Origin of the sequence: Finegoldia sp. BIOML-A4, from assembly GCF_009679635.1 — a bacterium.
GTDB lineage: Bacteria > Bacillota > Clostridia > Tissierellales > Peptoniphilaceae > Finegoldia > Finegoldia magna.
The window spans coordinates 88,104-114,202 of the sequence record NZ_WKZC01000001.1 but is presented as its reverse complement, the minus strand read 5'-3'; the positions used below and the strand labels follow the sequence as shown (position 1 = coordinate 114,202).

Below are 26,099 nucleotides of genomic sequence, written 5' to 3'. Positions count from 1 at the left end.
TAATCCCCTTATTTTAAATAAATGAAAGTAGCTCCAAGCCCGCCTTCATTATAAGCTGCATCTTCAACCTTTTTGATTCTTTTATCACTTCTTAGGTATTCTCTGATACCTTTTCTGAGCATACCAGTTCCTTTTCCGTGAATTATATTCACTTTTTTCAAACCGACAATTACACAGTCATCAATGTATTTGTCAAGTTCGTATATCGCTTCTTCGATATTCTTACCACGCAAATCTATTTCGCTTTTTATATCAGAATTAGCTTTATTTTTTATAATACTTTTAATGCTCTTTGATGATTGAATCACTTCTTGTTCTTTAATTTTCTTCAAGTTCTTAACATTGGCATTTATCTTTAAGATACCCACTTGAACCAATAAATCACCTTTTTTATCAGGCTCTGAAACAATAGTACCTTGTTGGTCAATTCCTAAGATTTCGACTTCATCTCCTAATTGAAGATTTTGTTTCTTAGATGTTTCGTTCAATAGTTTTTTACTGGAACTCTTTTTAATTCTTTTATTAAATTTACTTTCAACATCATTAGCTACTGTTCTGGCATCAGATTCTTTCTCTAAGAATTTTAATTTATTGATAAGCTCACGTGATTCTTCCTTAGCTTGAATATAAATTTCATTTGCGTTTTCTTTTGCTTCATTAATAATTCTTTCTTTTTCGAGTTTTGTCTTTTCAAGTTCTTTTTCGTATCTGTCACGAAGCTTTAATAAATCTTCTTTAAGTTCTAATTGTCTTCTTTTATCTTCGTCAATTTGTTTCTTTTCAGATTCAATATCTGATAAAACATCCTCAAAATCTTTGTCTTCTTGAGACAAGATTTCCTTTGCATTATTAATTATATCATCATCAAGACCAAGTCTTCTAGAAATTTCAAATGCATTTGATTTACCAGGAATTCCAATTCGCAATCTATAAGTTGGTGATAAAGTATTTACATCAAATTCTACTGAACCATTTTTTACGTATCTTTCTGTCAATGCAAATATTTTAAGTTGAGAATAGTGAGTTGTAGCAATTGTTCTTATAGATTTGTCTAAGAAAATTCTTAAAATTGCAATCGCCAACGCCGCTCCTTCTGTTGGATCTGTCCCAGCTCCAAGCTCGTCGAATAACACAAGAGAATTAAACGTAATATTATTTACAATGTGTACAATATTTTTCATGTGAGCCGAAAAAGTTGACAAAGATTGTTCTATACTTTGTTCATCACCAATATCTGTGAATATATTATCGAATATTGCTACTTCCGAATTTTCATCTACGGGAATTAAAATTCCAGATTGTGCCATTAAAGTTATCAGACCTACTGTTTTAAGTGTTACAGTTTTACCACCAGTATTAGGTCCAGTTATTACCAATGTATTATAATCATCACCAAGATAAATACTTATAGGCACAACTTTTTTCTTGTCCAATAAAGGATGTCTTGCATTTTTGAAATTAAAATATCCATTAGTGTTTAGTTTGGGATTTGTCGCATCAATTTCTATCGCATATTTTGCTTTAGCGAATATGAAATCTAATCTTGATAAAACATCCTGATCCACAAAAATCGAATCCTTAGCATCATAAACTCTATCAGAAATTTCTTTCAAAATTCTTATTATTTCTTCTCTTTCTTCTGCTTCAAGCATTCTCAATTCATTGTTTAATTCTACAACCTCCATCGGTTCGATGTATACTGTTTGACCCGAAGATGAATGGTCGTGTACGATTCCTTTAAAAGATGATTTATGTGAAACTTTTACAGGAATTACATATCTATCATCTCTCATAGTTACGATATTTTCTTGTAATGCTTGATCATTAGAAGATAAAATACTGTTAATTTTATCTCTAATATTTTCTGTCTTTTGCCTTTTAGTTTGTCTAATTCTAGCGAGATTTCTACTAGCATTATCGCTAATTTCATCTTCGGATATTATTGCATTATTTATAGTTGCTACTAAATCGGACTCTTCCACCAAAGAATCCATCATTGCCATAATCATAGGGTAATTTTCGTGATTTTCGTCAGATTCTCCAGCGTATCTTTTTATATCGTGAACGCTACTTAAGATTTGGCCGATTTTCAACAAAACTTCTGGAACTATGTATCCACCTTTTGATACATGCATTATACTTGCTTTAACATTTATAATCTCATATATAGGAGGATTAGAAAATTTGTAAATCATACTCATAGCTTCATAAGTTTCATCCAAGCTTTGTCTGATTTCATCCTCATCAATCATAGGTTCCAATTTATTGGCTATACTTTTCCCCAATTTAGATTTGCAAAATTTTTCAATTTTATTTTTTATTTCGTTGTATTCAAGTGTGTTTAATGTCTTTTTATCCATTTATAAAATTCCTTTTTTAAAATGAAATTCATTAGATTTTCCAGTTGCATATTTGTTCTTTCTAATTGAATATAAGTTAAAATCTATATCATTCTCATCTATCTTAATTCTATCACAAGAATAAATTAAAGAGTAATCGTCCATTCTTACAACCTTATATTTAGAAAAATCTCCTTCAATATAACAATCATTAAACTTACAGAACTCACAATTTTTCCCATTACATTTTATTATGCTCGAAAAAGGACAATAAATAGTAATCATATTAACTAAGTTTTCTTCAACAACCAATTCATAATTGTAATTTGAATTTTCTACAATTTCTTTAATTTCAGATTTGTTTAATTCAACTGATAAAGTTATTACATCTACTCCCAAATCATTTAAAACTTTTGCTGATAAAGTATTAAATACATTCATCTGATAGTCACTAACCACGAAATTAGCATTAATGTCCCTGGCTATAGCTATATCTCCAATATTATTGATTAAAAGTTTGGATACATTATTTTCTCTGCACCTTTTTATAAACTTATCCGTTTTTTCTTGATTCAAAAATCTTGGAACTCTCACGATGTATTCTGATGAAATTTTATCGCTGTAACCATCCACTTCATCTACATAAACTGTTTTATAACTTGAATTATTAATTCTATTTTTTTCTATTAGTTTATCTAAATTTTTCAGATCAACATTTTTTTGTTTTCTATGATTAAAATCAGCTTTTTCGTTCAAATAGAATTCTATGAAATCTCTTCTTATCTGATTTATCTGACTTTTCGATAAAAATAATCCATCATCTAGAATAATCTCCAATTTATTAATGTTTACTGGATAGTTTCCTGTTTTTAGTACTTGATTACGAATAAAATCGTCATCTATTGGCTTATTTTTTGCGTCATCGCAAATTATATTAGTGTTATATTTTAGTCCATTAACAGATATTTGAATAGGTTGAAATTTTTTACAAATAAACTTGACTTGTAAATTAAATTTCACATTTTTTTCTTCATTTGACTCATCAACTATTTTAATGTGACTAACTCTTTTTACATCAGAATTTTCAAGAGCATCACCTATATTTTTAAATGAAGCTATGTTATTTTTCGTATAATTTTCAGTTAATGTCAACGGAAAAGTATTTTTCCCGTTAGAAAGTATTAAAATATCTTTCTTAAATACATCATCTGTAAATTTTATTTTCCCTTTTCCTAATACTTTTCCTACTGTGTTACCTTTAATTTGATTTTTCCTACCAAGTTCAACGTAATTGTATCCATTTGTATTATTGATTAATCCTTTTGTAAATCCACGATTTTTAACTTCGTCTAAATAATAATCGTATTTACCATTATCTAATTTTTCTCTGTAAGATTTTACAATAGAGTACACGTATTCCTTGGATTTCATTCTTCCTTCGATTTTCAAACTATCACAATATTTCGCGATTTCGTCAACATTATCAATAGTACACAAATCTTTTGGACTGAGGTAAGACAGATTTGAATTAATAGTTTCGTTGGCTAAAATAATATTGTAATCCTTCCTACAAGGTTGAGCACATCTTCCTCTATTTGCACTTCTATCACCATTTAATGAACTCATCAAGCATTGCCCTGATTGGCACACACATAATGATCCATGAATGAAAACTTCAATTTCAATGTCACAGTTATTCCTAATATTTTTTAATTCTTCTAAATCAGTTTCCCTAGCCAATACAATTCTTTTGAAACCAAGTTCTTTGGCAATTAATGCCCCATTCAAATTATTAATGTTCATCTGAGTAGATGCATGTAAATCCATATCAGGAAATAACTTGTTTACAAGATATGCCAGACCAATATCTTGCACAATTAGTGCATCAATATCGATGTTATATAATCTATTTACATAATCAATTGCCTTGTGAATTTCTGATTGTTTTATAAGAGTGTTTAATGTTACATAAACTTTTACGTTTCTTAAATGGCAGTATTTTACAACTTCCTTAACATCTTCTACAGTAAAATTTTCAGCATAAGCCCTTGCGGAAAAATCTTTTGTTCCAAGATAAACGGCATCAGTTCCCGCACGGACACTTGCTTTTACCATTTCCCAATTTCCGCAAGGAGCTAATATTTCACTAATCAATGATTTCATCCCTTTGATAATCCATTAAAATATTTTCTAGCTTATTTTTTTCAAAAGCTAATTTATTATATTCGTCTTTTAAATCTTTGTATTTTTGAGATATATCATCATTTTCTGTTTCGTAAAATTCAATTTGCTTTTTCAAATCTTCCGTAATTTTATTTTCTTTTTTGAGTTTTGTATTTAAATCTGATGCGTTTTGTTCATATTGCGCTTTGATTTCGTTAGCGTATTTTTCAGCTTTTTTCTTTATATCTTCTTTTTCCTTTTCAGAATTTTCTTTAATTTCATTGTATTGTTTAGTCATTTGCTTTAAGTTTGTTTCTTTAATAACCAAATTTTGATATAATTTTTCGCAATCAGATTTTAAGTTAGAATAATCCTTTATAATTGGATCATTCTCTTTTTTGTATTCATTTAATTCAGTTGTTAAATTATCGTGAGTTTCTGCCAAATTCATAAGAGCTAAGATAGTTGCATTCAAAGTCGTTAATTTTGAATTTCTGTTTTTACAATCTGCAATATCCTTGTTAATTTTCTCAACTATCTTATCTGTTTCTTCTTTAGATTTTTCAGTAACAATATTGTAAGTTGAACCTTGAATTACAACTTGTAATTTGTTCATATACATTCCTACTTTCTCAATGTTGCGTTGAATTTTTGTTCTAATGAATTTAATATTTCTTCTTGTATTTTTTCAATAGTTTTGTCTTTTAATGTTTCATCTTTTGATTGATATATAATTCTGTAAGCTAAGCTCTTCTTATCATTATCAACATGTTCACCTTTATATTCATCGAATAAGTAAACATCCTTAATGATACCATTAGAGTGCTTTAGAATTTCTTTTTCAATTTCAATACTTTCCAATTCTCTATCCACCACAAGAGCTATATCTCTTTCAATTGAAGGATATTTACTAATTGGTGAGTAAAGCTTTTTGAAATCCATATGTTTAATTAATTCTGTAAAATGAATTTCTCCAACATAAACCCTATTATCAAAGTCATAATTGTCTCTTACTTCATAACTTATTTCACCAAATGTTGCGCTCAATTCACCATTTACAAATATATCAGCACATCTACCGCTGTGATAAGTTTTATTATCTTTGTTTTTTACGATTTCATAATTATCAATTCCCAATTCGTTAAATAATGCCAAAATCATGGATCTAACATCGTAGAAATCATAATCTCCATACATTCCCAAAGCTAATTTTTTAGTTTCGATTCTTTCGTTTCCGACCAAGTGGAAAGTATTTCCCAATTCATATACGCAAATATCTTTGATTTTATTTTTATAATTCTTAGATAGTATATCCAAAATATTTGGTATAATTGTGGATCTCATCACAGAGAAATCTTCTCCTAGTGGATTGATTAGTTTGATCAATTTATCATCATCCATTTCAACCATTGCTTTAGAATAAGACTTTGGGCTGATGAATGAATAAGACAACACTTCAAAAGTATTCATAGAATACAAAGCTTTTTTCGTATTATCTATGGCAATTCTTTCTTCGCTCTTAACACCTCTCTTTAGTTTTCCGATAAGAGGTTTAGCGCCAATTTTCTCAAATGTGTAAATTCTTCCAACTTCCTCAATTAAATCTTGATAAATTGAAACGTCTTGTCTGTGGAATGGAACTTTAACTTTGATTCTTTCGTCGTCTTCTGACACAATTTTAAATTCCAATAATTGTAATATATTTTTAATTTCTTCATTTGAAATATCTGATCCTAATAAATCATTGCATTTTTTGTAAGATAGCTCTACATCTTCTAATTTTTCTTCACATGTAATCACATCTATAGAATTATTAATCACAGTGGCATTTGTAATATCTTCAATTAATTTACAAACTCTCAATGATGCTAAATCACATAATTGCTGGCTTACACCCTTTTCAAATCTTGTGGAGGCATCAGTTCTTAAAGATAATCTTCTTGATGAAAGTCTAATTGTATCGCTATCAAAACTTGCAGCTTCAATAAGCACATTTGTAGTATCTGATGTTATTTCTGAATCAAAACCACCCATAATTCCAGCGATACCTAATGTGTTTTCACCGTCACAAATTATTATATCATCTGATAATTCACGTTCAACATCGTCTAGTGTTGTAAATTTTTGTGAACCAGATTCTTTTACTATAATTTTCTTATCTGCGATTTTATCCAAATCGTAGGCGTGAATTGGTTGACCAGTTTCCAACATTACAAAATTTGTAATATCAACAATATTGTTAATAGGTCTAATTCCAGATTGAATAAGTCTATTTTTTAGCCATTGTGGACTATCTCCTATCTTTACATTTTTTACAACTCTAGCCACATAACGAGTACACTTGTTAGTTTGAATATCAACAGAATTTACGTAATCATTAATATCTTCATCAAAGTTTTTGATTTCAATAGAAGGATATTTGATTTTTTTGCCAAAAGAGGCAGCATATTCTCTTGCCATTCCTAAAACGGATAAGCAATCCGGTCTGTTTGGTGTGATTTCAAATTCAATTATAGGCTCATTGATTTCAAGTGCATTAATAACAGTTTCGCCAATTTCGTTTTCAGATAAAACAGCAATTCCATCTTTGGAGTTTTTATCTACAACTGAAGTTTCAAATCCCATTTCTTCAAAGCTTGTCAACATTCCAGGGCTCATAATTCCTTTAAGATCAGCTTCTTTTAAAACAATATCTCCAGGAAGAGTTGCCCCTACCTGTGCATAACAAACAAACATATCTTCTTTGATGTTTTTTGCACCTGTTACTACTTCTATTTCTGAATTGCCAGTATCTAACGTGACTATGGATAATCTATCTGCATTTGGATGCTTATCAATTTTCTTTATTTGAGCTACGATTAATTTATCGTTTAAATATCTACTTTTATCTATAACCGATTCAACGTGACTTCCTGTTTCTGAAAGTCTATCTGTAATAGTTTTTATCGATTCGTCTACATCGACGTAATCTTTAAGCCAATTAATAGGTAATAACATATTTCCTCCTAGAATTGTTCCAAAAATCTCTTATCGTTATCGTACAACAATCTTATATTGTCGATTTTGTGTTTTACCATTGTAATCCTGTCAACTCCCATACCAAATGCAAATCCAGTATAAACTTCAGGATCTATTCCACAATTTCTTAAAACATTTGGATGAACCATTCCACATCCTAAAAGTTCCATACTCCAACCTGTATCGTTGCAACTTGGGCATCCTTCGCCTTTACAATCGAAGCAAGTGACATCTACTTCCATAGAAGGTTCTGTAAATGGAAAATAATGTGGTCTAAATCTTGTTTCTATTTCTTCTCCAAATAAGTTTTTGATGAAAATATTGATTGTATCCATTAAGTTAGCCATAGTAACGCCTTTGTCCACAACCAATCCTTCGATTTGATGGAACATTGGTGAATGTGTATCATCTACATCATCAAATCTAAAAGTTCTTCCCGCAGAAACCATTCTAATAGGTGGTTTTTGATCTTTCATTGTTCTGATTTGTACACTTGATGTGTGTGGTCTAAGTACAGTTTTATCATCCAAATAAAAAGTATCAGATAAAGATCTTGAAGGATGATATTTTGGTGAATTTAATAAATCAAATGTATTTTCAACCGTATCAATTTCAGGACCATCTACAATATCAAATCCCATTGTTTGGAACAAATTTTCCAATTGGATTATCGTTTCATTAAGTGGATGTCTGTGAGAAATCTTTCTGACACCTCTATTTGCAGTTACATCTAATTCTTCTTCTTTTAATTTAATCTTTTTTTGCTCTTGTTTTAATTGTTCAAATTTATTGGACAATAATTCTTCAATTTCAGATCTAACTTCATTTGCTAATTGTCCCATAACCGGTCTTTCTTCTTTAGAAAGTTTACCCATATTTCTTAGAACAAGTGTCAAATCACCTTTTTTGCCAAGAACTTTTACTCTAATATCTTCTAAAGATTTTAGATCACTGGCATTATCGATTAAACCAACAGTTTTTTCTTTAATTTTCAAAATTTCTTCTTTCATTATTTTCTCCTTAAACAATAAAAAAATCCCTCATCCCCTATGGGACGAAAGATTGTATTTCCGCGGTACCACCCAAATTATGATAACATCACTCGCAAGTTTAACGCACCCTACACGGCTATATTAGCAACTTCAAAGCGAACCAACAAAATTCGATAAATATGTCACACCAACCCATATCTCTCTTTGTATCTAGTTTTGTATTTTCTTCTTCAACATTTTTAATTATTTTATAATATAACTACTAATTTGTCAATTTTGATAGGTAAAACATACTCAAACTAGCAGCTATAGAAGCATTTAATGATTCGGTTAAATTATCCATAGGAATTATCAAAAATTCATCAGCGTATTTTTTTATTTCATCACTAATTCCATTTGCTTCATTTCCAATTATTAGAACATGTTTTTCTTTGTCCTTAATTTCAAGAATACTTTTAGAATTTTTCTCTAAAGATGTCTCATAAATTTTAAATCCATTTGATTTATAATTCTCTAAGACATCTATACTTTCATAAGAAATATTTATTCTGAATAAACTACCCATAGCACTTCTAATAGTTTTCAAATTATATATATCGCAACTATTGTCAGATAAAATAATATTATTATAATCAAAAGCTTCTGCACTTCTTATTATTGTCCCCAAATTTCCTGGATCGTTTATACATTCAAGAAATAGAATTTTATCTGTATCCTTATCTTTGTTCTCAATAAAATCAACTACACAAATTATACCTTCAGGATTGTTCATTTCGCTGAGACTGTTGAAAGTTTTTGAATCAAAACAAACACAGCCATCAATAAATTCTTCCCCTTCTCTTAGTATTATTTGTTTGATATTTAAATTTGATTTAATCGCTTCTTCATAAAGCTTATAACCTTCTATTACAAATTCGTTATACTTGTACCTATATTTTTTCTTATAAAGTGATTTTACGTGTTTGTATATTTTATTTGAAGTAGAGGTTATCATCTTTATCACCTGTTTCAGTAATTTTGTCCAAATCTTTATTTGATCCAATTACTATCAAGTAATCTTCAAACTTTACTGTATATTCTGGTGAAGGATTGATATTCATTTCTCCATTATTCTTAACAGCAACAACGTTAATGCCGTATTTACTTCTCATACCAATATCAATGAAGTTCTTTCCTATCCATTCTTTTTTGGGAGTAATCTCTGCAATTGAATAATCATCAGTAAATTCAATATAGTCGAAGATTTGATCACTTATTAAACTCTTAGCAAGTCTTACCGCTGAATCATTTTCTGGAATTATTGCTCTATCTGCTCCAACCTTAAGTAAAATATTACCGTGAAGAGTATCTTTAGCTTTTGTGATTACTTTTTTTACCCCTAATTTTTTACAAACTACAGTAGATAGAATTGATGCTTCAAAATTTGAAGATATAGCAACTATCGCCACATCGAAATTTCCAACACCGACTGAACTCAATGAATTTTCCGTCAAATGTTCAATATACACTGCGTGAGTTACAATACGACTCATTTCATCTACAGTATCTTCATTATTATCTATTAATAATACTTCGTGGCCAGTATTGGATAATTCAATAGCACATGCTCTACCAAATCTACCACAGCCAACTACTACAAATTGTTTCATATTTAAAACCTAACCTATTATAATATTTTCATGAGCTTCTTTGTAAGCTTTTTTGTTTTTCGTATTAGACAACGCAAATAAAATAGTTAATGATCCCACTCTACCTATATACATAGTGGAAATTATCAAAATCTTTGAAATAATATTTAAAGTCGGAGTTAAACTTCGAGTTAAACCAACTGTACCAAATGCGCTTACTACTTCGTAAACTACATCTAAATATTTTGCTTTATCTATAACTAAAATTGCAAATGTAACAAAAATCACCCAAACCATTGATAAAGTAATTATAGCTAAAGCTTTTTTTACTTGAGAAAATCTAATTCTACGGTTGAATACTTCTACATCTTCTTGACCTTTGATTTCACTCAATGCCACAATAATTAACAGTGCAAAAGTTGTCGTTTTAATACCTCCTGCAGTACCTGCTGGAGATCCACCAATAAACATATTCAATATAGACAAAACACTTGAACTGTCCAATAATTTTGATTGATCAATTGAAGCAAAACCGGCTGTCCTTAAAGTCACAGCTTGAAAAACAGAATTAGATATCTTGTCTGCCAAGCTTAAATTGCCAATAGTTTCAGGATTCAAAAATTCCATAGCTAAAATTAAAACTGATGTTATGGATAACATCAATACAGTCGTTGTAAGTACAATTTTTGAATGCAATGAATATTTTTGAAAATCAAAACCATTGTGCAACACATCAAGTATTACATTAAAACCAATACCACCTATTACTATTAAAAGTCCAATTACTAGCATAATAAAAAAATTAGTATTTATATCAATTAGAGAATTAGGTCCTAGAATATCAAATCCTGCATTACAAAAAGCTGAAATTGAATGGAAGAAACTATAAAATATTCCCTTCAATCCATACATTGGTATAAATTTCGTCATCAGTAAAAAAGCACCAATTGTTTCTATGGAAAAAGTAGATATCAGTATATATCTAATTAGTTTTACCATTCCCTGCATATCAATACTATTTGTTTGTTCTTTAATAATTAATCTATCTTTTAAAGTAATTCTTCTTCCCATGACAAGTGCAATCAAAGTTGCAAATGTCATAAAACCAAGTCCGCCCATTTGGATTAAAATGATAATAATTAGTTTTCCTAAAGCGCTCCATGTGCTATATGTAGCAACAGTAACCAAACCTGTTACGCATACAGAAGATGTTGCTGTAAACAGACAATCAATGTATGGAACTTTTGTTGCATTTTGACTTATAGGTAGTGACAATAATAACGATCCTACTATAATCAAAAAAATAAAACTTAGAATCAACACCAATGGCGGATTGTCTTCTAAATATTTTTTTAAATGTTTCATAAACAAATCATACTACAAAAGAATTTAAAAGTAAAACAAATTATTGAACATTTTACAAAAAAAGAGTTACTTATTTATTCAAATAAATAACTCTTTTGTAAAACTAATTTTATAACTCTAAATTATAATAATTTAATTCCCAATTTATCACATTCATCAAGCATATTTTTAGGCCAAATTGATGATTGAACTTCTCCTATATGTGCTTTTTGTAAGAAGAACATACAAATTCTAGATTGACCAATACCCCCGCCTATAGATTGAGGAAGTGCATCATTAAGTAGCATTTGATGATATTCTAAATTTTTTCTATCATTATTTTGTTTTTTGTCTAATTGATAAATCAATCTATCCTTATCAACTCTAATTCCCATAGAGCTTAATTCAAGGCAATTGTTTAAAACAGGATTATAAACTAATATATCTCCATTTAAGCTCCAGTCGTCGTAATCGGGAGATCTGTCAGAATGAGATTTACCCGATTTTAAAGAATCACCAATTCCAATTAAAAACACAGAACCGTATTTTTTAGTAATCAAAGTTTCTCTTTCATCTGAAGTATTATCCGGATACATTTCTTCTAACTCTTCAGTAGTTACAAAAGTAATTTCATCTCTAAGTATTTTTTTGTAATCATCATAAGAATTAATCAACATTGTTTGAGTGTCTAAGAAACATTGATATATATTTCTTACTGTATCTTTTAAAAATTCTACATTTCTGTCTTCTTTTGAAATTACTTTTTCCCAATCCCACTGATCCACATACAATGAATGTGTGTTATCACAAACTTCTGAAGGTCTGATAGCATTCATGTCCGTATAAATCCCTTCTCCTACTGGGATCTCGTAGTTTTTTAATGCTATTCTCTTCCATTTTGCAAGTGATTGTACGATTTCCAACCTACTCATTGAACCGTCTTCCAAGAATTCAAAACCTACAGGTTTTTCAATGCCATTTAAGTTGTCATTAATTCCAGTATTAGCTCTAACAAATAACGGAGCAGAAACTCTAGTCAAATTTAAAGTCTCAGACAACCTATATTGAAAAAAATCTTTGATAATTTTAATAGCTTTCTGTGTTTCTAATAAATCCAAAGAGGATTTGTATCCTTTCGGTACTTTTAATTCCATAAATATCTCCTTTATTCAAAATTAACCATATTTTATTATTATATCAAACATACGAAATATGTAAAATAATTTGAATCGGATAATTTAAGCACTAAAAAAAGCACCTTAATAGATGCTTTTTGTACTATTCATTTTCTGCAGTTTCTATATTTTCTTCAGTCACTGGCTCAGTTTCTTCAGAAGATTGCTTTTCAAATTCTTCATTGTATTTATTGATAACTGCTACTTCAATTTTTTCTCTGGCTGGAGAACTAATTGGATGAGCTATGTCACGATATTTATTATTACCGATTTTTCTACTAGGCATAGCTAAGAATAACCCCTCTTCACCTTCTATAACTTTGATGTCATGAATTACTATTTCGTCATCAAAAGTAACAGAAGCAATTGCTTTTAATCTGTTATCAATATTTAGTATTTTAACTCTAACATCTGTAATTTGCATAACCTCACCACCTTGTGTTTTATATATATAATTATAACGCTAAAAAACTCTTTTGTAAATAAATGTAAATATTAAACAAAACATTTATATATAATATATTTTTGTGAGATTAAGATGTCACTAAATCTTAAGCATCTTCTAATTTTAAATAAATGCTTTTCAATTTTTCTCCAATTTTCTGAACACTTCGTTCTTTAACATATCTATACGCTTCTTCAACAGTAGAATATTTGCCATTTATTATATTAACAATTTTGTTTTTAAACTCATCATTGGTTTTTGCTTTGATAACTTCTTTACCATCAGTAAACATATTTTCGTAAATCTTAATGTCTCTTACCAAAACTTTTATTTTAGAAGCGAAAGCCTCTAATAGTACAATTCCTTCTGTCTCTTCTCTGGTCATAAATAGGAACAAATCACTCCCTCGATAACAATCTACCAGTTCTTTTTGATCAACATATCCAGCCATAATTACATTATCCGGCTTATTTTTTATTGCTTTTTTAATATGAGTAGTCAATAGTTTAGGATTAGTGTGACCAAACCAAATAAATTTGTACTGCGGAAGCTTCCTTGCAACTTCTATAAAATCATCCAGACCCTTTCTCTTCATCAAATGACCTACAGAAATAATAACTTTATCATCATCTTTCAAATTATACTTATCTCGAAATCTCTTTCTGCTATCTTTGTCGCCCTTAAATTTATCAAGGTCAATACCATTCGATAGGCTGTATATTTTCTTATTGATTCCATATCCTTCAAGTATGTTTTTCGAATATTGTGATGGAGTTATAATAATATCTCCTATATCGTAGCAACTAATAATCCATTTTTTAAAAAGTCTGCTCAATAAATTCGCTCCACGAAAAGAATTTCTAAAATCTTCCATCGTGGAATGTCCATAATAAATAACTTTCTTACCTTGTTTCTTTGCTTTTCGTCCGAATTTTTTTGATTTTGGCATTATAGTATTTATATGAACAATATCATAATCGTCAGTTTCATCGGTTGTGTAGTCAATATTATTTAGTTTCAAAGCTTTTTCCTGGTGTTCAATCGCTTGACCTACTCCACTTTGCTTTACTAAATCATAATCTCCTTTATATATCAAAATTTTCATTTATTCTTAAATCCTTAATACTAGTTTCTTAAATAATACTTCTAATCCTAATGAATAAAGAGCTATAGACATAGGCTTTCCTAATATAATTATCCAGAAATATTTTTGGAATTTCATTTTTGTTGTTCCAGCTATGTAACATAGCATATCATCTGGTGCAATTGGAAAAAATATCAAAGCCGCAAATACATGATCAAATCTGTTCTTTTTGGTAAGAATTTTGATGTATTTGTTATATGCCCTTTCTCCAAAAATTGCTATAATCAATGGCGTACCGTATTTTCTACCAATAAAAAATACAATTATTGACCCTATACAAATACTTACATAGTTGTATACAAATCCCATCCATGATCCGAATAAGATTACTCCCCCGAGACAAGTTATACCACCAGGAATTATTGGGATAATGACTTGCATAATCTGAAATAAGATAAATATCAGAGCAGCTAATTTCCCAAACTGATTCATAAATTCTTGAAACTTATCGATATCTTTAAGTATTCCTGTTTTCCATGCGTAAATCATAACGCATATACTTAGTAATATTCCAAGTGCATTTAGAACATGGATAATAATCTGAAATTTTTTGTTGTCAGCCTCGAGTATCTTATTGAACAGATTTTGCATGATTTTCAATTACCTTTGTATATATCTGCTCAATTTTATTTGCAAATGAATCTTCTGTATAGTTTTCATCTACTAATTGTTTACAATTTTTACCCATTTTATCTCTAAGTTTTTTATTGTCCAAAATTTGATTTAGATAATAAATAAATTCTTCTTCTGTATCGTAACCGAATCCTGTTTTACCTTCAATCAACACCCCGTCCAAGCAGTCATCGTGCCTACAAATTATTGGTGTAGAACATGCCATTGACTCAATAAATGTTAATCCTTGTGTTTCGGATGTCGATGCAGATACGAATACATCTGCTTTGGAGTAAAAGTTTCCTACTTTTGAGGAATCAATCATTCCTGTAAATATCAATCTATCTCTTATTTTTGAATTTGAACAAATATCTTTTAATTCCGAAAGAAATGGTCCTGCACCTGCAATAATGAACACAATATCATCTCTATCAATGTTTTCAAGATACTGAAGAATTTCGGTGATATTTTTTTCTTTACCTATTCTTCCTAGAAATAATAATATATGCTTATCTTCAGGAATTTTATAGCCACTTCGTATATCAAAATCGTCACATTCAGATAACTTATGAACATTAATTCCAGTTGGTGCCACATATATATCTTCGTGTATATTGTATTCTGTAAGCAAATTATATATTTTATTAGTTGGAACTACTACACCGTCAGTAGTTTTAATAATTTGTTTCGTAAATTGTTTTGCAAGTTCCTTGCCAATCTTTTTATTCAAAGAAAAATAATGAGTGTAATCCTCGTAAACAGTGTGGTAAGTATGCAAAAGTGGAATATCCAAATCCTTCGCAATCTTTTTTGCTTGGATAAACATAGTGAATTCTGTTTGTGAATGAACTATATCTGGTTTCCAATCCATAATATCTTCATAAAATCTATTATAAAATAACTTATTCATTCTAGCGTCTGGATAAAATTTTCCAGCTCCTAAAGAGCCCATATAATAAATGTCGTCTTCTTGTTTTGAATTAAAACTATCTGAAAAAGTTAAAATCCTAACATCGTGTCCCAATCTATCTAAAGCTTTCTTTAAAGATTCAATCGATGTTACAACTCCATTTATTGTCGGTCTGTATGTATCTGTGGTTATTAATATTTTCATAAAACACCTTCCACATAAGATTATAACATAAATGAAAGGTGTGTATTTGTTACAATAATATTACATTTTATGCAAATAAAAAAGGAATTATTACCTAATTCCTCTCATACATTACATATTAAATAATTTGTCAATTTTCTCCATCAAATTATTATGAACTTCTTTATTTTCTTCTAAAAATTTTATAGTTTCATCTTCAACTTCTTTTAATCTCTCATCAGATAGATTGTTCTTTCCATAAGGATACACCACTGTATTTTCTTTTTCAATGTGTTTTTGTAAATGTCTTCTGTATCCCATTAGATTTCCTATTACTTCAACAAAATTCTCATCCGATCTTTCTTTTTCGTATTCTTTAATACTTTGACCAAGGTCAAAAATTATACCTCTTGCTATTTCGTGTTCTACTAACATTCCATTCAAAACCATAACTTCACCAATTCTACCCAAATCTTCTTTCATCTTTTTAAACAAAATTTCTTCTTCTTTTCTGTGGTGAAATTTATCTGCGTATTCTTTTAAAATATAAATCAATAATTCTACGAATTCAACATTTATATCCTTATTATTTATAAATTCAATTGACTTTTCTTTCATTAAACCTATTATTTTACTTATATTTTCGTGTTCTTTTTCTAAAACTAAAATACTATCCATATTATCACTCCTTTTATACAACAATTATATTATAAAAGCGTAAAAAATATTGTAACATTCGTTACAATAAAAAACGGCGTTATAAAACGCCGAATATAATTAATTTTTAGTTCCTGGATAATCTGCCAAATTATTCATGTAGTATGTTAATGTGTACAGACTTTCATCAAGATGTACATTTTCCAATACAACATTTTTTGGTAATTTCAAATCCAATGAAGCAAAATTCCAAATACCTTTTATGCCACCATCAACTAGCTTATCACAAACATCTTGAGCTACATCTGTTGGTAGGGCAATAACAGCTATTTCTGGTTTCTTTTCTTTTAGATACTCTTCAATTTTATCAATATCTTTGATTTCATAATCTGAAATTTTTGTACCCACCTTTTTACCATGGTCAAATACATCAACAATATTAAAACCTGAAGATTTAAAACCTTTATAGTTCATTATGGCTTTTCCAATATTTCCACAACCCAAAATGATTGCTTTGTAAGATTTGTTTATTCCCATAATTTTTTCAATTTCTGATTTCAATTCTTCAACGTTGTATCCGTATCCTTGTTGACCAAAACCACCGAAATGATTTAAATCTTGCCTAATTTGAGAAGCAGTTAAACCTGTAATGCTGCTCAATTCTTGACTTGATACTCTTATTATTCCCTTTTGCTCGATCATTCCTAAATATCTGTAATATTTTGGAAGTCTCTTAACAACAGCTAATGATACTCTTGCCCTTGCCATATTATCACTCCATTCATTGTTATTAATATAATTATATCAAAAAAATATTTTAATTTCAATAATTCTGCAATTAATTTGAATAAGAAAAAGCCAAGCATTTTTTTATGCTTGACTTTGTTTATTATGATATTTATATTTTAAAAATTAACTATTTTCTAATTCACTTAGCAATTGTTTTAATGTTTTATTTAGAACAGGATGTACAAAAAATTGTGCAAAATCATTCAAAGGTTCCAACACAAATTTTCTATCTTGAACATAAGGATGAGGAACTTTCAAATCATCAGTATATATTATTTCTCCATCGCAAAATAAAATATCTATATCTATAGTTCTAGGTCCCCATTTTTCGTGTCTTTCTCTGCCAAGATCCAACTCAATTTGTTGAGTTATTTTCAGCAAATCTTCAGGCTCTTCGTATGATTCTATTTCAACGGCACAATTGAGAAAATCTTCCTGATCAGTTTTTCCCCAAGCTTTTGTAGTGTACATTTCAGACACGTTTTTTAATTCAATACTATTTGTGTTTTTCAATCTATCAATAGCAGAATTAACATATTCTTGTTTATCTCCAATGTTGGATCCTATTCCCAAAAAATATCTTCTTTTTTTTCTATTAATTGTCACTTTTACAGTATCAAGCGGCAAATTTATTGGAGCCCATGGTTTTTTAATTTCTACAGTAAGTTCTTGTACGATTTTGTATTTTTCAAATATAAACTCAACCAATTTATAAGCTACTGTTTCTATTAAATCTATCGATTCTGAACGAAAATAATCGTAAATTTCTTTACTCAAAACCCCATAGTGTATTGAATCTTCTAAATTATTAGAAGTTGCGCCTTTTTTCATGTTGTATCCCATTTTTAATGTCACCAAAAATTTTTGTCCCAATTCTTTTTCAGATTGAAATACTCCATGGTTAGCGTATATTTCCAAATCTTTTACTAATAGGTAGTCCATTATTTTCCTTCTCTTTTTATAGCCAAAGCCATTCTCATAGCATCATAACTTTCTTTTACATTGTGAACTCTAAAAATTGAACATCCATTCATTACACCAATAGCAGTAGTTATAGCTGTTCCAAAATCTCTTTCAGTAGCTACATCTATTCCCATAGCTTTACCAATAAATCTTTTTCTACTTGTTCCCAATAAAACAGGATATCCCAAATCGACAAATTCTTTGATTCTGTTTACAACGGTTAAATCTTTTTCGTAATCAAGTGCAAATCCAACTCCCGGATCCAATATAATTAATTCATCTTTGATTCCCGCTTTTTTTGCTAATTCAACAGATTCTAATGTTTCTCTGTTTAAGTCCTTCATTAAATCATTGTAATTATTATTATCTTTATTGTGCATCAATATTACAGGAATATCTAGTTCCTTAGCAGTTTTAGACATTTCTGGATCTGATTTCAATCCCCAGACATCATTTAAAATATCTGCCCCTTCTTTCACAACTTCTCTTAAAGTATTAGATTTGTAAGTGTCCAAAGAAATTGGAATATCAAAATTTTCTCTTATTTTTCTAATTATAGGAATTACTCTTTCAAGTTCTTCTTCAGAAGATACAGGAGTGTGTCCTGGTCTTGTGGATTCAGCACCAATATCAATGATACTAGCTCCTTCGTCTATCATATCTTCGACATGTTTCACAGCTCTGTCAACTTCATTCCATTTTCCTCCGTCTGAAAAAGAATCTGGTGTGACATTCAAAATTCCCATTATATAAGCATCGTTTTTAAAATCAAATTCTTTGTTTCTAATTAACATATTGTATCCTTTCAATAAATAACTGTTTTATTTTTCTTTTCTTCTGGCCAATTACAAATACTTCTAGCAGGACATCTGAAACACATCCTCGATAGCTTGTCTGCTTTGTAAAAAATCTCTATAAATCTGTCGTCGTTTTCTTCATTAGTTCTATGATGTTTAATCGCACTAATTATTCGTTTTTTTGACTCATCATTAAAATCTAAATCTTTCAAAATTTCTTGTGCAATTTCTTGTGATAATATACTGTGATTGATTCCTGTATCTACTTCGTCAGCTCTTCCCAAATCATGCAAAAGCGCAGTAACATATATTAAATCCTTATCAATATTCAGATTCTCTTCTAAGTTTATAATATAGCAGATTCTTGCTACATCCATAAGATGAGAGAAATCATGTTTGCAAAACACACGAGTTTTCTCATCATCTTCAATTTTATTTATTTTTTTATTAAATAATTTGTGCTTAAGGACAATGTCGGTATTTTTCATTATAATCCCATTAATCTGTATGCTTCGTTTTTCAAATCCAAATCTTCTTCAAAAGCTCCTCTTGCTACTGAAGTCATTGTTGAAGTACCTGGTTTTTTAACTCCTCTCATATTCATGCACATGTGTTCAGCTTCAATAGTGACCAAACATCCTTTACAATTTAAATATTCCATTAATGCATCAGCTATTTCGATATTTAAACGTTCTTGTAATTGTGGTTTTTTTGAATACACGTCAACAGTTCTAGCTAATTTTGATAAACCAGCAACTCTTTTATCAGGAATATAAGCAATATTAACTTTTCCCCAGAATGGTAGTAAATGATGTTCACACATAGAATAGAAAGGAATGTCCTTTTCTATTACCATATTGTCATCAACTATTTCAAAAGATTTTGACAAATGTAGTTTTGCATTTTGATTTAATCCACTAAATATTTCTTCGTACATTCTAGCTACTCTTTGAGGTGTTTCCAATAATCCTTCTCTGTTTGGATCTTCACCAATAGCTTCTATTATCATCGATACTGCTTGTTCAATTTTTTCTTTATCCATTTAAATCCCTCTCATTTATAAAAATATAAGAGCACCCGAGAGTGCTCCACAAAAAAAGCATTATCCTTTGTTTCAAAGATAATGCTCCCACTAATTCATATTATCAGCGGAAGCGGCATTGATATCGCAATAATTTCGTTAATGGGCAACTCCCTATCCCATTACACTAAACGCATCAACCCTACTCTGTAATTATTATTATACCACACTTATGTGTTTTTTAATCTTGATATTTTAATCCATCAAAGTGAAAATAGTCAATCATATCATCATCTTCATAGATAATGATATCAGATGGTTCTCTATTTCTTTCAGCTACATTAAAACAGTCTTCAAGCTTTGCGTATTCAACAGCTCTGCAAGTATTTTGAACTGCAAAATCAAATTTTCCATCTTTGTATTTTTCAATAAAATCTTTTTTAGTTAAATCATTCATCGTCTTTCTTCTTCCTATTCTTCAAATATTCTGTGTAAGTTTTTTGCATTAATTTTTCAATTTCAGAAAAATCCATATTAATTCCCAATTTTTCTCTTTTAGCAATATAACTCAAAACTTCTATATAACTCATCGCTAACGCCGTGGTCATTATAGATGCAGTCGCTGCAGATATTAATCCACCAGCTAAGCTACCTACTCCTGGAATAAACTTCAACGCATTCGTTACTATGAATCTTCCCGCAAAAGTAGCTCCCCCAGTTCCTCCAATCGCCGCTATGATTGAAGCAACTCTTTGTTTATCCATCGATATTCCAAATATAGAATTAATATGAGCTATCATTCCAATTTGCATAGGCACTAAAATGGAGGCATCTGAGAAAGGTATAGGAACAAATCCAATACCAAAAGCTGTTTTTATATATCTTTTTGCCCAACGTCTTGCCGTTTTTGCTTTTAAATCAATGTCGACATGTTGGGCATTAATAAAAGAATTTTTAATTTCCTCATCTAAAAGTTCGAAACTTTTAGTCATCAGCTCTTTTAACCCTTTTTCTTCAATAACCATATCGTTAATGCGATATGGTTTTGCAAGTATTTCTATAACATCTGCCACATCTAAATTCAAATTCTGAATATAGTCTTTTAATTTTTCAGAATTTTCTCCTAGAGATTGTGTTAAGACTATAATTACTGGTGCAAATTGTTTTAAGGAATTAATAAGAGCTATTTCAGAATCTTCTATCCTAGATCCATTTGAGTTAATACAATAATATATCAAATGAATTCTATTTTTTTCACCTTGACGTTTTAAATTTTTTAATAAAGTTGTTATTTCTGTAAGAACTTCTCTTTGATTTTGTGAGTTTAGTTCGAGTCCTTGAGTGTCGTATAAATTAATAGGAATATTTTCCTTAGTAATTTTTTGCAAATATTTAGTGACAGGCTTTCCTACACCTGTCTCCACCAAATTATCTCTAAACATTCCATTAATTAACGTTGATTTACCAACTCCAGTTTTCCCAACCAATAAAATATTGATTGGACTCATTTTTTGTATTTCTTCACTTGTTTTGCCAAGCACTTCATTTATTAAATCGTAATTATTCATTATCTCACCAACTTATCTTATATATACCCGATATTCATTTTCAACTAACATTTTTAATTCATTGCATTAAAAAAGATGAGGAATATATCCTCACCTTTGATTTGTCTACATATACGCTCCAGGACCTGGTTGAGGCATAGCTGGTTCGTCTTCTTTTATTGAAACGACTGCTGCTTCTGTAGTTAATAATAAACTTGCAACAGATGCTGCATTTTGTAATGCAGATAATGTTACTTTTGTTGGATCTACAATACCAGCTTTTAACATATCTACATATTCACCTTTGTATGCATCAAATCCAATTCCTTTGTCTTTGTTTTTAACATTTTCAACTATAACAGACCCGTCGATTCCGGCATTAATTGCGATTTGTTTTACAGGTTCTTCTAACGCTTTTAGAATTATTTTAACTCCTGTTTTTTCATCGCCTTCAACTTCATCGACAAGTTTTTCAACTTCTTCAAGAACATCCAATAGAACTGTTCCACCACCAGCTACAATGCCTTCTTCAACTGCCGCTCTGGTAGCTGCAAGTGCATCTTCTATTCTCAATTTTCTTTCTTTTAATTCTGTTTCTGTAGCTGCTCCAACTTCAATCACAGCAACTCCACCAGATAATTTCGCTAATCTTTCTTGAAGTTTTTCTCTATCATATTCAGAATCAGTTTCAGGAATTCTGTTTTGAATTTGGTTAATTCTTTCTTCAATCTTAGATTGTTCACCATTTCCGTCAACAATAGTAGTCTTGTCTTTTGATACATTAACTTTTCTTGCTCTTCCTAGCATGTCAAAAGATGCATCTTTCAATTCGATTCCCAAATCTTCTGTGATCAATTGAGCTCCAGTTAAAATACATATATCTTCAAGCATTTCTTTTCTTCTATCCCCAAAGCCTGGTGCCTTCACTGCTACACAGTTGAATGTTCCTCTGATTTTATTTAAAACTAAAGTTGCTAATGCTTCACCTTCAACATCTTCTGCAATTATAAATAATGGCTTACCTTGTTGAACAACTTGTTCTAACAATGGTAATATATCTTGAATATTTGTAATTTTTCTGTCAGTAACTAAAATGAATGGATCTTCCATTGCTGCTACCATTTTATCTGAATCAGAAACCATGTAAGGAGATACATATCCTCTATCGAATTCCATACCTTCTACAACATTTAATGTAGTTCCCATAGATTTTGATTCTTCAACAGTAATTACACCATTATTTCCAACTTTTTCCATAGCTTCTGCAATTAGTTTACCAATAGTTTCATCAGCTGCTGATACGCTACCAACATTTGCAATTTCTTCTTTTGTAGTAACACTGTGACTTCTTGCTTTAATAGCTTCCACAGATTTTTCAACAGCTTTTCTGATACCTTTTTGTAAAACAATTGGATTAGCACCAGCCGCTAAGTTCTTCAAACCTTCTCTAATAATTGCTTGTGCTAAAAGTGTTGCAGTAGTGGTACCATCACCTGCTACATCATTAGTTTTAGTAGCAACTTCTTTTACTAATTGTGCACCCATGTTTTCGTATTCATCTTCAAGTTCAATTTCTCTTGCAATTGAAACACCGTCATTTGTAATCAATGGTGCGCCGTATTCTTTATCCAAAACTACGTTACGACCTTTAGGTCCCAATGTTACTTTAACTGTATCTGATAATTTATTAATACCTTCTACCATGCTTTTACGAGCATCGTCTGAAAATTTGATTTGTTTTGCCATAAAATTTATCCTCCTATTCTACAACTGCTAGAATATCTTCATATTTAACTAAGATATATTCTGTGTCTTCTAGTTTTATTTCTGTTCCAGCGTATTTTGAGTATATAACTTTATCTCCAACTTTAATATTGCCTTTCATTTTTTCATCTTCTTCTACTTCAGATCCAATAGCTAAAACTTCTGCATAAACAGGAGCTTCTTTAGCTGAAGATGGGAGAACTATTCCAGAGAATGTTTTTTCTTCTTCTTTTTCTTGTTTTTTTAATACTAATCTATCACCAATAGGTTTTAAATTCATGATATCCTCCTTCAGAATCTTTTGTTAGCACTCTAACCTGTTGAGTGTTAATCCTCTTATATAATAAACCACGTTTTTGTTTTAATCAAACGTATTTATTAGCATTTAAAAGCAAATAACTCAATTTATTTTGATATTTCTCGCTTTAATTCTATTTTCTATGATGAAATTCTCAAAGTTATTTTCCGATAGTATTTTCTCTTCCATAGTAGAATAAATATTGCTGTGCATATCCAGCATAATCTCCGAATAAATCGTCCGCGTATTTTGCAATTAAATTTTTATTTGTATCTTCTTTAATAAACAAATATTCCATAACTCGTTTAATCCACACATCAACTGGAAATGTATTATGTCTGTTGTATGAAAAAAGCATTATACAATCAGCAACTTTTGGTCCTACTCCTGGAAGTTTAATTAATTCTTTTCTTAATTCTTCGTTTGATAAGTTATCTATTTCCAAAATATCAAACTCATTATTCGCGACCATTTTTGCCACATCTACAATTCTTTTATCTCTGAATCCAACACGGCACACTTCTCTCATTTCTTCCACTGGTACTTTTGCTAAATCTTCAGGCTTAGGAAAAGAATATAATTTTCTACCGTTAAATTCTCCCAAAAATTTTCCGTAATTTTCACAAATTATATTTACGGATTTCATAATTCTAGGTATTTGATTGTTTGCTGAGATTATGAATGAAATTATTGTAGAAAATTTATCTTGATTTAATATTCTGATTCCATCACCATATTCTAAGGCGTTTTTTAAAGTTTCATTGAAAGATAATTTTTCTTTGATTTCTGAATAATCTGTTTTCAAATCAAAATAATTTTCCCATTTTTTATAGTAATCATCTTCTGTACAGTTTTTGATATAAACGTAATCTCCAACCAAACTTACATTACAGTACATATCACCATCAACAGTTGTATAGGACATATCGTCTTCTTTGTACCATCTAAACGCCTGCCCACATTCAAAAATGTGGGTAGGGTTAAAAGATGATTGTTTAATTTTAGTAAGTTTTAATTCATCATTAAATTCTATTTGTGTTTGCATTAATACCATCCGCGTATTTTCATTGTTTCGCTTATCTTTTTGATTGAATGTACATAAGCAGCTTGTCTTAATGTTATATTAAGCTTTTCGGATAATTTCCAAATTTCATCAAAGGATTTATTAATCAATTGATATTCTTTGTCTCTGACTTCTTCCTCAGACCAATAATATCCTGCTTTATTTTGTACCCATTCAAAATAAGATACAGTGACTCCACCAGAGTTTGCTAAAATATCTGGAACAATAACTACATTTTTTTCATTTAAGATTTCATCTGCATCCTTTGTTATAGGTCCATTTGCACCTTCTACAATGATTTTCGCTTTAATTGAATTAACATTTTCAGTTGTAATTGCATTTTCCAAAGCTGCAGGTATAATAACATCTACATCTGCTGAGAAAAAATCTTCCGTAGAAATCACTTCACATCCTTCAATACTAGCAAAGTCTTTTTCTTTAGTCTTAGAAATTTTGAAACATTCATCAAAATTAAATCCGTCTTTTTTATAAATTGCAAATACTCCCCTTTGCTTGTTATACTCCATAATGTATTTGACTTTCATGCCATGTTCAAGCACGTATTTTAAAGTATAAATCCCAACATTACCTAATCCTTGTAACGCAACAGTTGTTTCTTCTAATTTTTTATTTAAATTTAGAACAGCTTTTTTAGCGCTTAAAGCTACTGAAAATCCTGTAGCTTCTGTTCTTCCCAAGGAACCTCCAAATTCAATTGGTTTACCAGTGAAAGTTCCCATTTGATTAGTACCAGTTAATTTGTTATACTCATCAGCCATCCAACTCATAATTTTCCCATTTGTATTAACATCTGGGGCTGGAATATCAAAATCTTCTCCTAAATATTTGTACATTCCATCAACAAATCCTCTAGATAATCTTTCCAATTCACCTTCAGAAAGTTTTGATGGATCTACAATTATTCCACCTTTTCCTCCACCATAAGGTAGATTAGTTACTTGGCATTTAAAAGTCATCCATATAGACAAAGCTTTAACTTCATCCAAGTTAACATCTTCTCTAAATCTCAAACCACCTTTTGTAGGGCCCATTGCATTATTATGTTGTGATCTGTAGCCTTTAAACACTTTCATTGATCCATCATCCATTTTCACCGGAATATTTATTTCAATTACTCTGTAAGGATCTTTCAGTAATTCATAAACGCTATAATCTAATTCTAAAATATCACAAGCTTTTTTTATTTGATATCTTGCATTTTCTAACGGATTCAATGTTTCTGTCAT

The 26,099-nt window shown here is 29.8% G+C and carries 25 protein-coding genes, 1 riboswitch and 1 other annotated feature; all 25 genes read right to left on the bottom strand.

Annotation, left to right across the window (positions count from 1 at the left end; all coding sequences use genetic code 11):
* Positions 1–8 precede the first annotated feature (8 nt).
* Positions 9–2,360 carry an endonuclease MutS2 gene (locus GKG01_RS00430; protein ID WP_094207216.1) on the bottom strand — a complete coding sequence of 784 codons (2,352 nt, stop codon included), beginning with the start codon at positions 2,358–2,360 and terminating at the stop codon, positions 9–11.
* Positions 2,361–4,502 (bottom strand): U32 family peptidase, encoded by a 2,142-nt coding sequence (locus tag GKG01_RS00425; protein ID WP_241673646.1) that lies wholly within the window; start codon positions 4,500–4,502, stop codon positions 2,361–2,363. It abuts the gene before it with no gap.
* Positions 4,486–5,118, bottom strand: coding sequence for a cell division protein ZapA (locus GKG01_RS00420; protein ID WP_094207217.1), 633 nt, complete (start codon positions 5,116–5,118; stop codon positions 4,486–4,488). The genes GKG01_RS00425 and GKG01_RS00420 overlap by 17 nt, the downstream gene beginning before the upstream one ends.
* 8 nt (positions 5,119–5,126) lie before the next feature.
* A complete protein-coding gene (gene pheT / locus GKG01_RS00415; protein ID WP_154254309.1) occupies positions 5,127–7,499 on the bottom strand; it encodes a phenylalanine--tRNA ligase subunit beta in 2,373 nt (790 codons plus the stop codon).
* Positions 7,500–7,507: 8 nt separating this feature from the next.
* Entirely contained in the window at positions 7,508–8,530 is a 1,023-nt protein-coding gene (gene pheS, locus GKG01_RS00410; protein ID WP_154254311.1) for a phenylalanine--tRNA ligase subunit alpha, read from the bottom strand.
* 37 nt (positions 8,531–8,567) lie between these two features.
* Positions 8,568–8,755: a binding site (T-box leader), on the bottom strand.
* A 19-nt stretch (positions 8,756–8,774) separates the two neighbouring features.
* Entirely contained in the window at positions 8,775–9,506 is a 732-nt protein-coding gene (locus GKG01_RS00405; protein WP_154254313.1) for an RNA methyltransferase, read from the bottom strand.
* Entirely contained in the window at positions 9,484–10,161 is a 678-nt protein-coding gene (locus tag GKG01_RS00400) for a TrkA family potassium uptake protein (RefSeq protein ID WP_094207221.1), read from the bottom strand. Before GKG01_RS00400 ends, GKG01_RS00405 begins: the two co-directional genes overlap by 23 nt.
* 9 nt (positions 10,162–10,170) lie before the next feature.
* Positions 10,171–11,505: a potassium transporter TrkG gene (locus tag GKG01_RS00395; RefSeq protein WP_154254315.1), complete on the bottom strand. Its 1,335-nt coding sequence runs from the start codon at positions 11,503–11,505 to the stop codon at positions 10,171–10,173.
* A 122-nt stretch (positions 11,506–11,627) separates the two neighbouring features.
* Complete coding sequence (asnA, locus tag GKG01_RS00390) at positions 11,628–12,638, bottom strand: aspartate--ammonia ligase (RefSeq protein WP_154254316.1); 1,011 nt, start codon at positions 12,636–12,638, stop codon at positions 11,628–11,630.
* A 124-nt stretch (positions 12,639–12,762) separates the two neighbouring features.
* Complete coding sequence (spoVG, locus tag GKG01_RS00385) at positions 12,763–13,083, bottom strand: septation regulator SpoVG (RefSeq protein ID WP_094207224.1); 321 nt, start codon at positions 13,081–13,083, stop codon at positions 12,763–12,765.
* Between the two features lie 127 nt (positions 13,084–13,210).
* The gene (locus tag GKG01_RS00380) at positions 13,211–14,209 is read right to left on the bottom strand and encodes a glycosyltransferase (protein ID WP_154271087.1); all 999 of its coding nucleotides are present in this window, start codon (positions 14,207–14,209) and stop codon (positions 13,211–13,213) included.
* Between the two features lie 6 nt (positions 14,210–14,215).
* The gene (locus tag GKG01_RS00375; RefSeq protein ID WP_241673559.1) at positions 14,216–14,737 is read right to left on the bottom strand and encodes a VTT domain-containing protein; all 522 of its coding nucleotides are present in this window, start codon (positions 14,735–14,737) and stop codon (positions 14,216–14,218) included.
* An 82-nt stretch (positions 14,738–14,819) separates the two neighbouring features.
* A complete protein-coding gene (locus tag GKG01_RS00370) occupies positions 14,820–15,974 on the bottom strand; it encodes a glycosyltransferase family 4 protein (RefSeq protein ID WP_094207227.1) in 1,155 nt (384 codons plus the stop codon).
* Positions 15,975–16,085: 111 nt separating this feature from the next.
* Positions 16,086–16,631 carry a hemerythrin domain-containing protein gene (locus GKG01_RS00365; RefSeq protein WP_094207228.1) on the bottom strand — a complete coding sequence of 182 codons (546 nt, stop codon included), beginning with the start codon at positions 16,629–16,631 and terminating at the stop codon, positions 16,086–16,088.
* Between the two features lie 99 nt (positions 16,632–16,730).
* Positions 16,731–17,378, bottom strand: a complete 648-nt coding sequence (locus GKG01_RS00360) for a redox-sensing transcriptional repressor Rex (RefSeq protein WP_002836571.1) — start codon at positions 17,376–17,378, stop codon at positions 16,731–16,733.
* A gap of 144 nt (positions 17,379–17,522) precedes the next feature.
* Positions 17,523–18,341, bottom strand: coding sequence for a 2-amino-4-hydroxy-6-hydroxymethyldihydropteridine diphosphokinase (gene folK, locus GKG01_RS00355; RefSeq protein WP_154271086.1), 819 nt, complete (start codon positions 18,339–18,341; stop codon positions 17,523–17,525).
* On the bottom strand, positions 18,341–19,156 hold the full coding sequence (gene folP / locus GKG01_RS00350) for a dihydropteroate synthase (RefSeq protein WP_154271085.1): 816 nt from the start codon (positions 19,154–19,156) through the stop codon (positions 18,341–18,343). The genes folK and folP overlap by 1 nt, the downstream gene beginning before the upstream one ends.
* A gap of 11 nt (positions 19,157–19,167) precedes the next feature.
* Positions 19,168–19,647, bottom strand: coding sequence for an HD domain-containing protein (locus GKG01_RS00345; protein WP_154271084.1), 480 nt, complete (start codon positions 19,645–19,647; stop codon positions 19,168–19,170).
* A complete protein-coding gene (gene folE / locus GKG01_RS00340; protein WP_154271083.1) occupies positions 19,647–20,201 on the bottom strand; it encodes a GTP cyclohydrolase I FolE in 555 nt (184 codons plus the stop codon). The genes GKG01_RS00345 and folE overlap by 1 nt, the downstream gene beginning before the upstream one ends.
* Before the next feature lie 102 nt (positions 20,202–20,303).
* A riboswitch (THF riboswitch) is annotated at positions 20,304–20,392 on the bottom strand.
* Between the two features lie 29 nt (positions 20,393–20,421).
* A complete protein-coding gene (locus GKG01_RS00335; RefSeq protein WP_094205784.1) occupies positions 20,422–20,637 on the bottom strand; it encodes a hypothetical protein in 216 nt (71 codons plus the stop codon).
* Entirely contained in the window at positions 20,630–21,748 is a 1,119-nt protein-coding gene (locus tag GKG01_RS00330; protein WP_154271082.1) for a GTPase, read from the bottom strand. The genes GKG01_RS00335 and GKG01_RS00330 overlap by 8 nt, the downstream gene beginning before the upstream one ends.
* 105 nt (positions 21,749–21,853) lie before the next feature.
* A complete protein-coding gene (gene groL, locus GKG01_RS00325) occupies positions 21,854–23,473 on the bottom strand; it encodes a chaperonin GroEL (RefSeq protein ID WP_154271081.1) in 1,620 nt (539 codons plus the stop codon).
* 13 nt (positions 23,474–23,486) lie between these two features.
* Positions 23,487–23,771: a co-chaperone GroES gene (locus tag GKG01_RS00320; protein ID WP_002836581.1), complete on the bottom strand. Its 285-nt coding sequence runs from the start codon at positions 23,769–23,771 to the stop codon at positions 23,487–23,489.
* 178 nt (positions 23,772–23,949) lie between these two features.
* Positions 23,950–24,834, bottom strand: a complete 885-nt coding sequence (locus GKG01_RS00315) for a DNA glycosylase (RefSeq protein WP_154271080.1) — start codon at positions 24,832–24,834, stop codon at positions 23,950–23,952.
* A complete protein-coding gene (locus tag GKG01_RS00310; RefSeq protein WP_154271079.1) occupies positions 24,834–26,099 on the bottom strand; it encodes a Glu/Leu/Phe/Val dehydrogenase in 1,266 nt (421 codons plus the stop codon). The genes GKG01_RS00315 and GKG01_RS00310 overlap by 1 nt, the downstream gene beginning before the upstream one ends.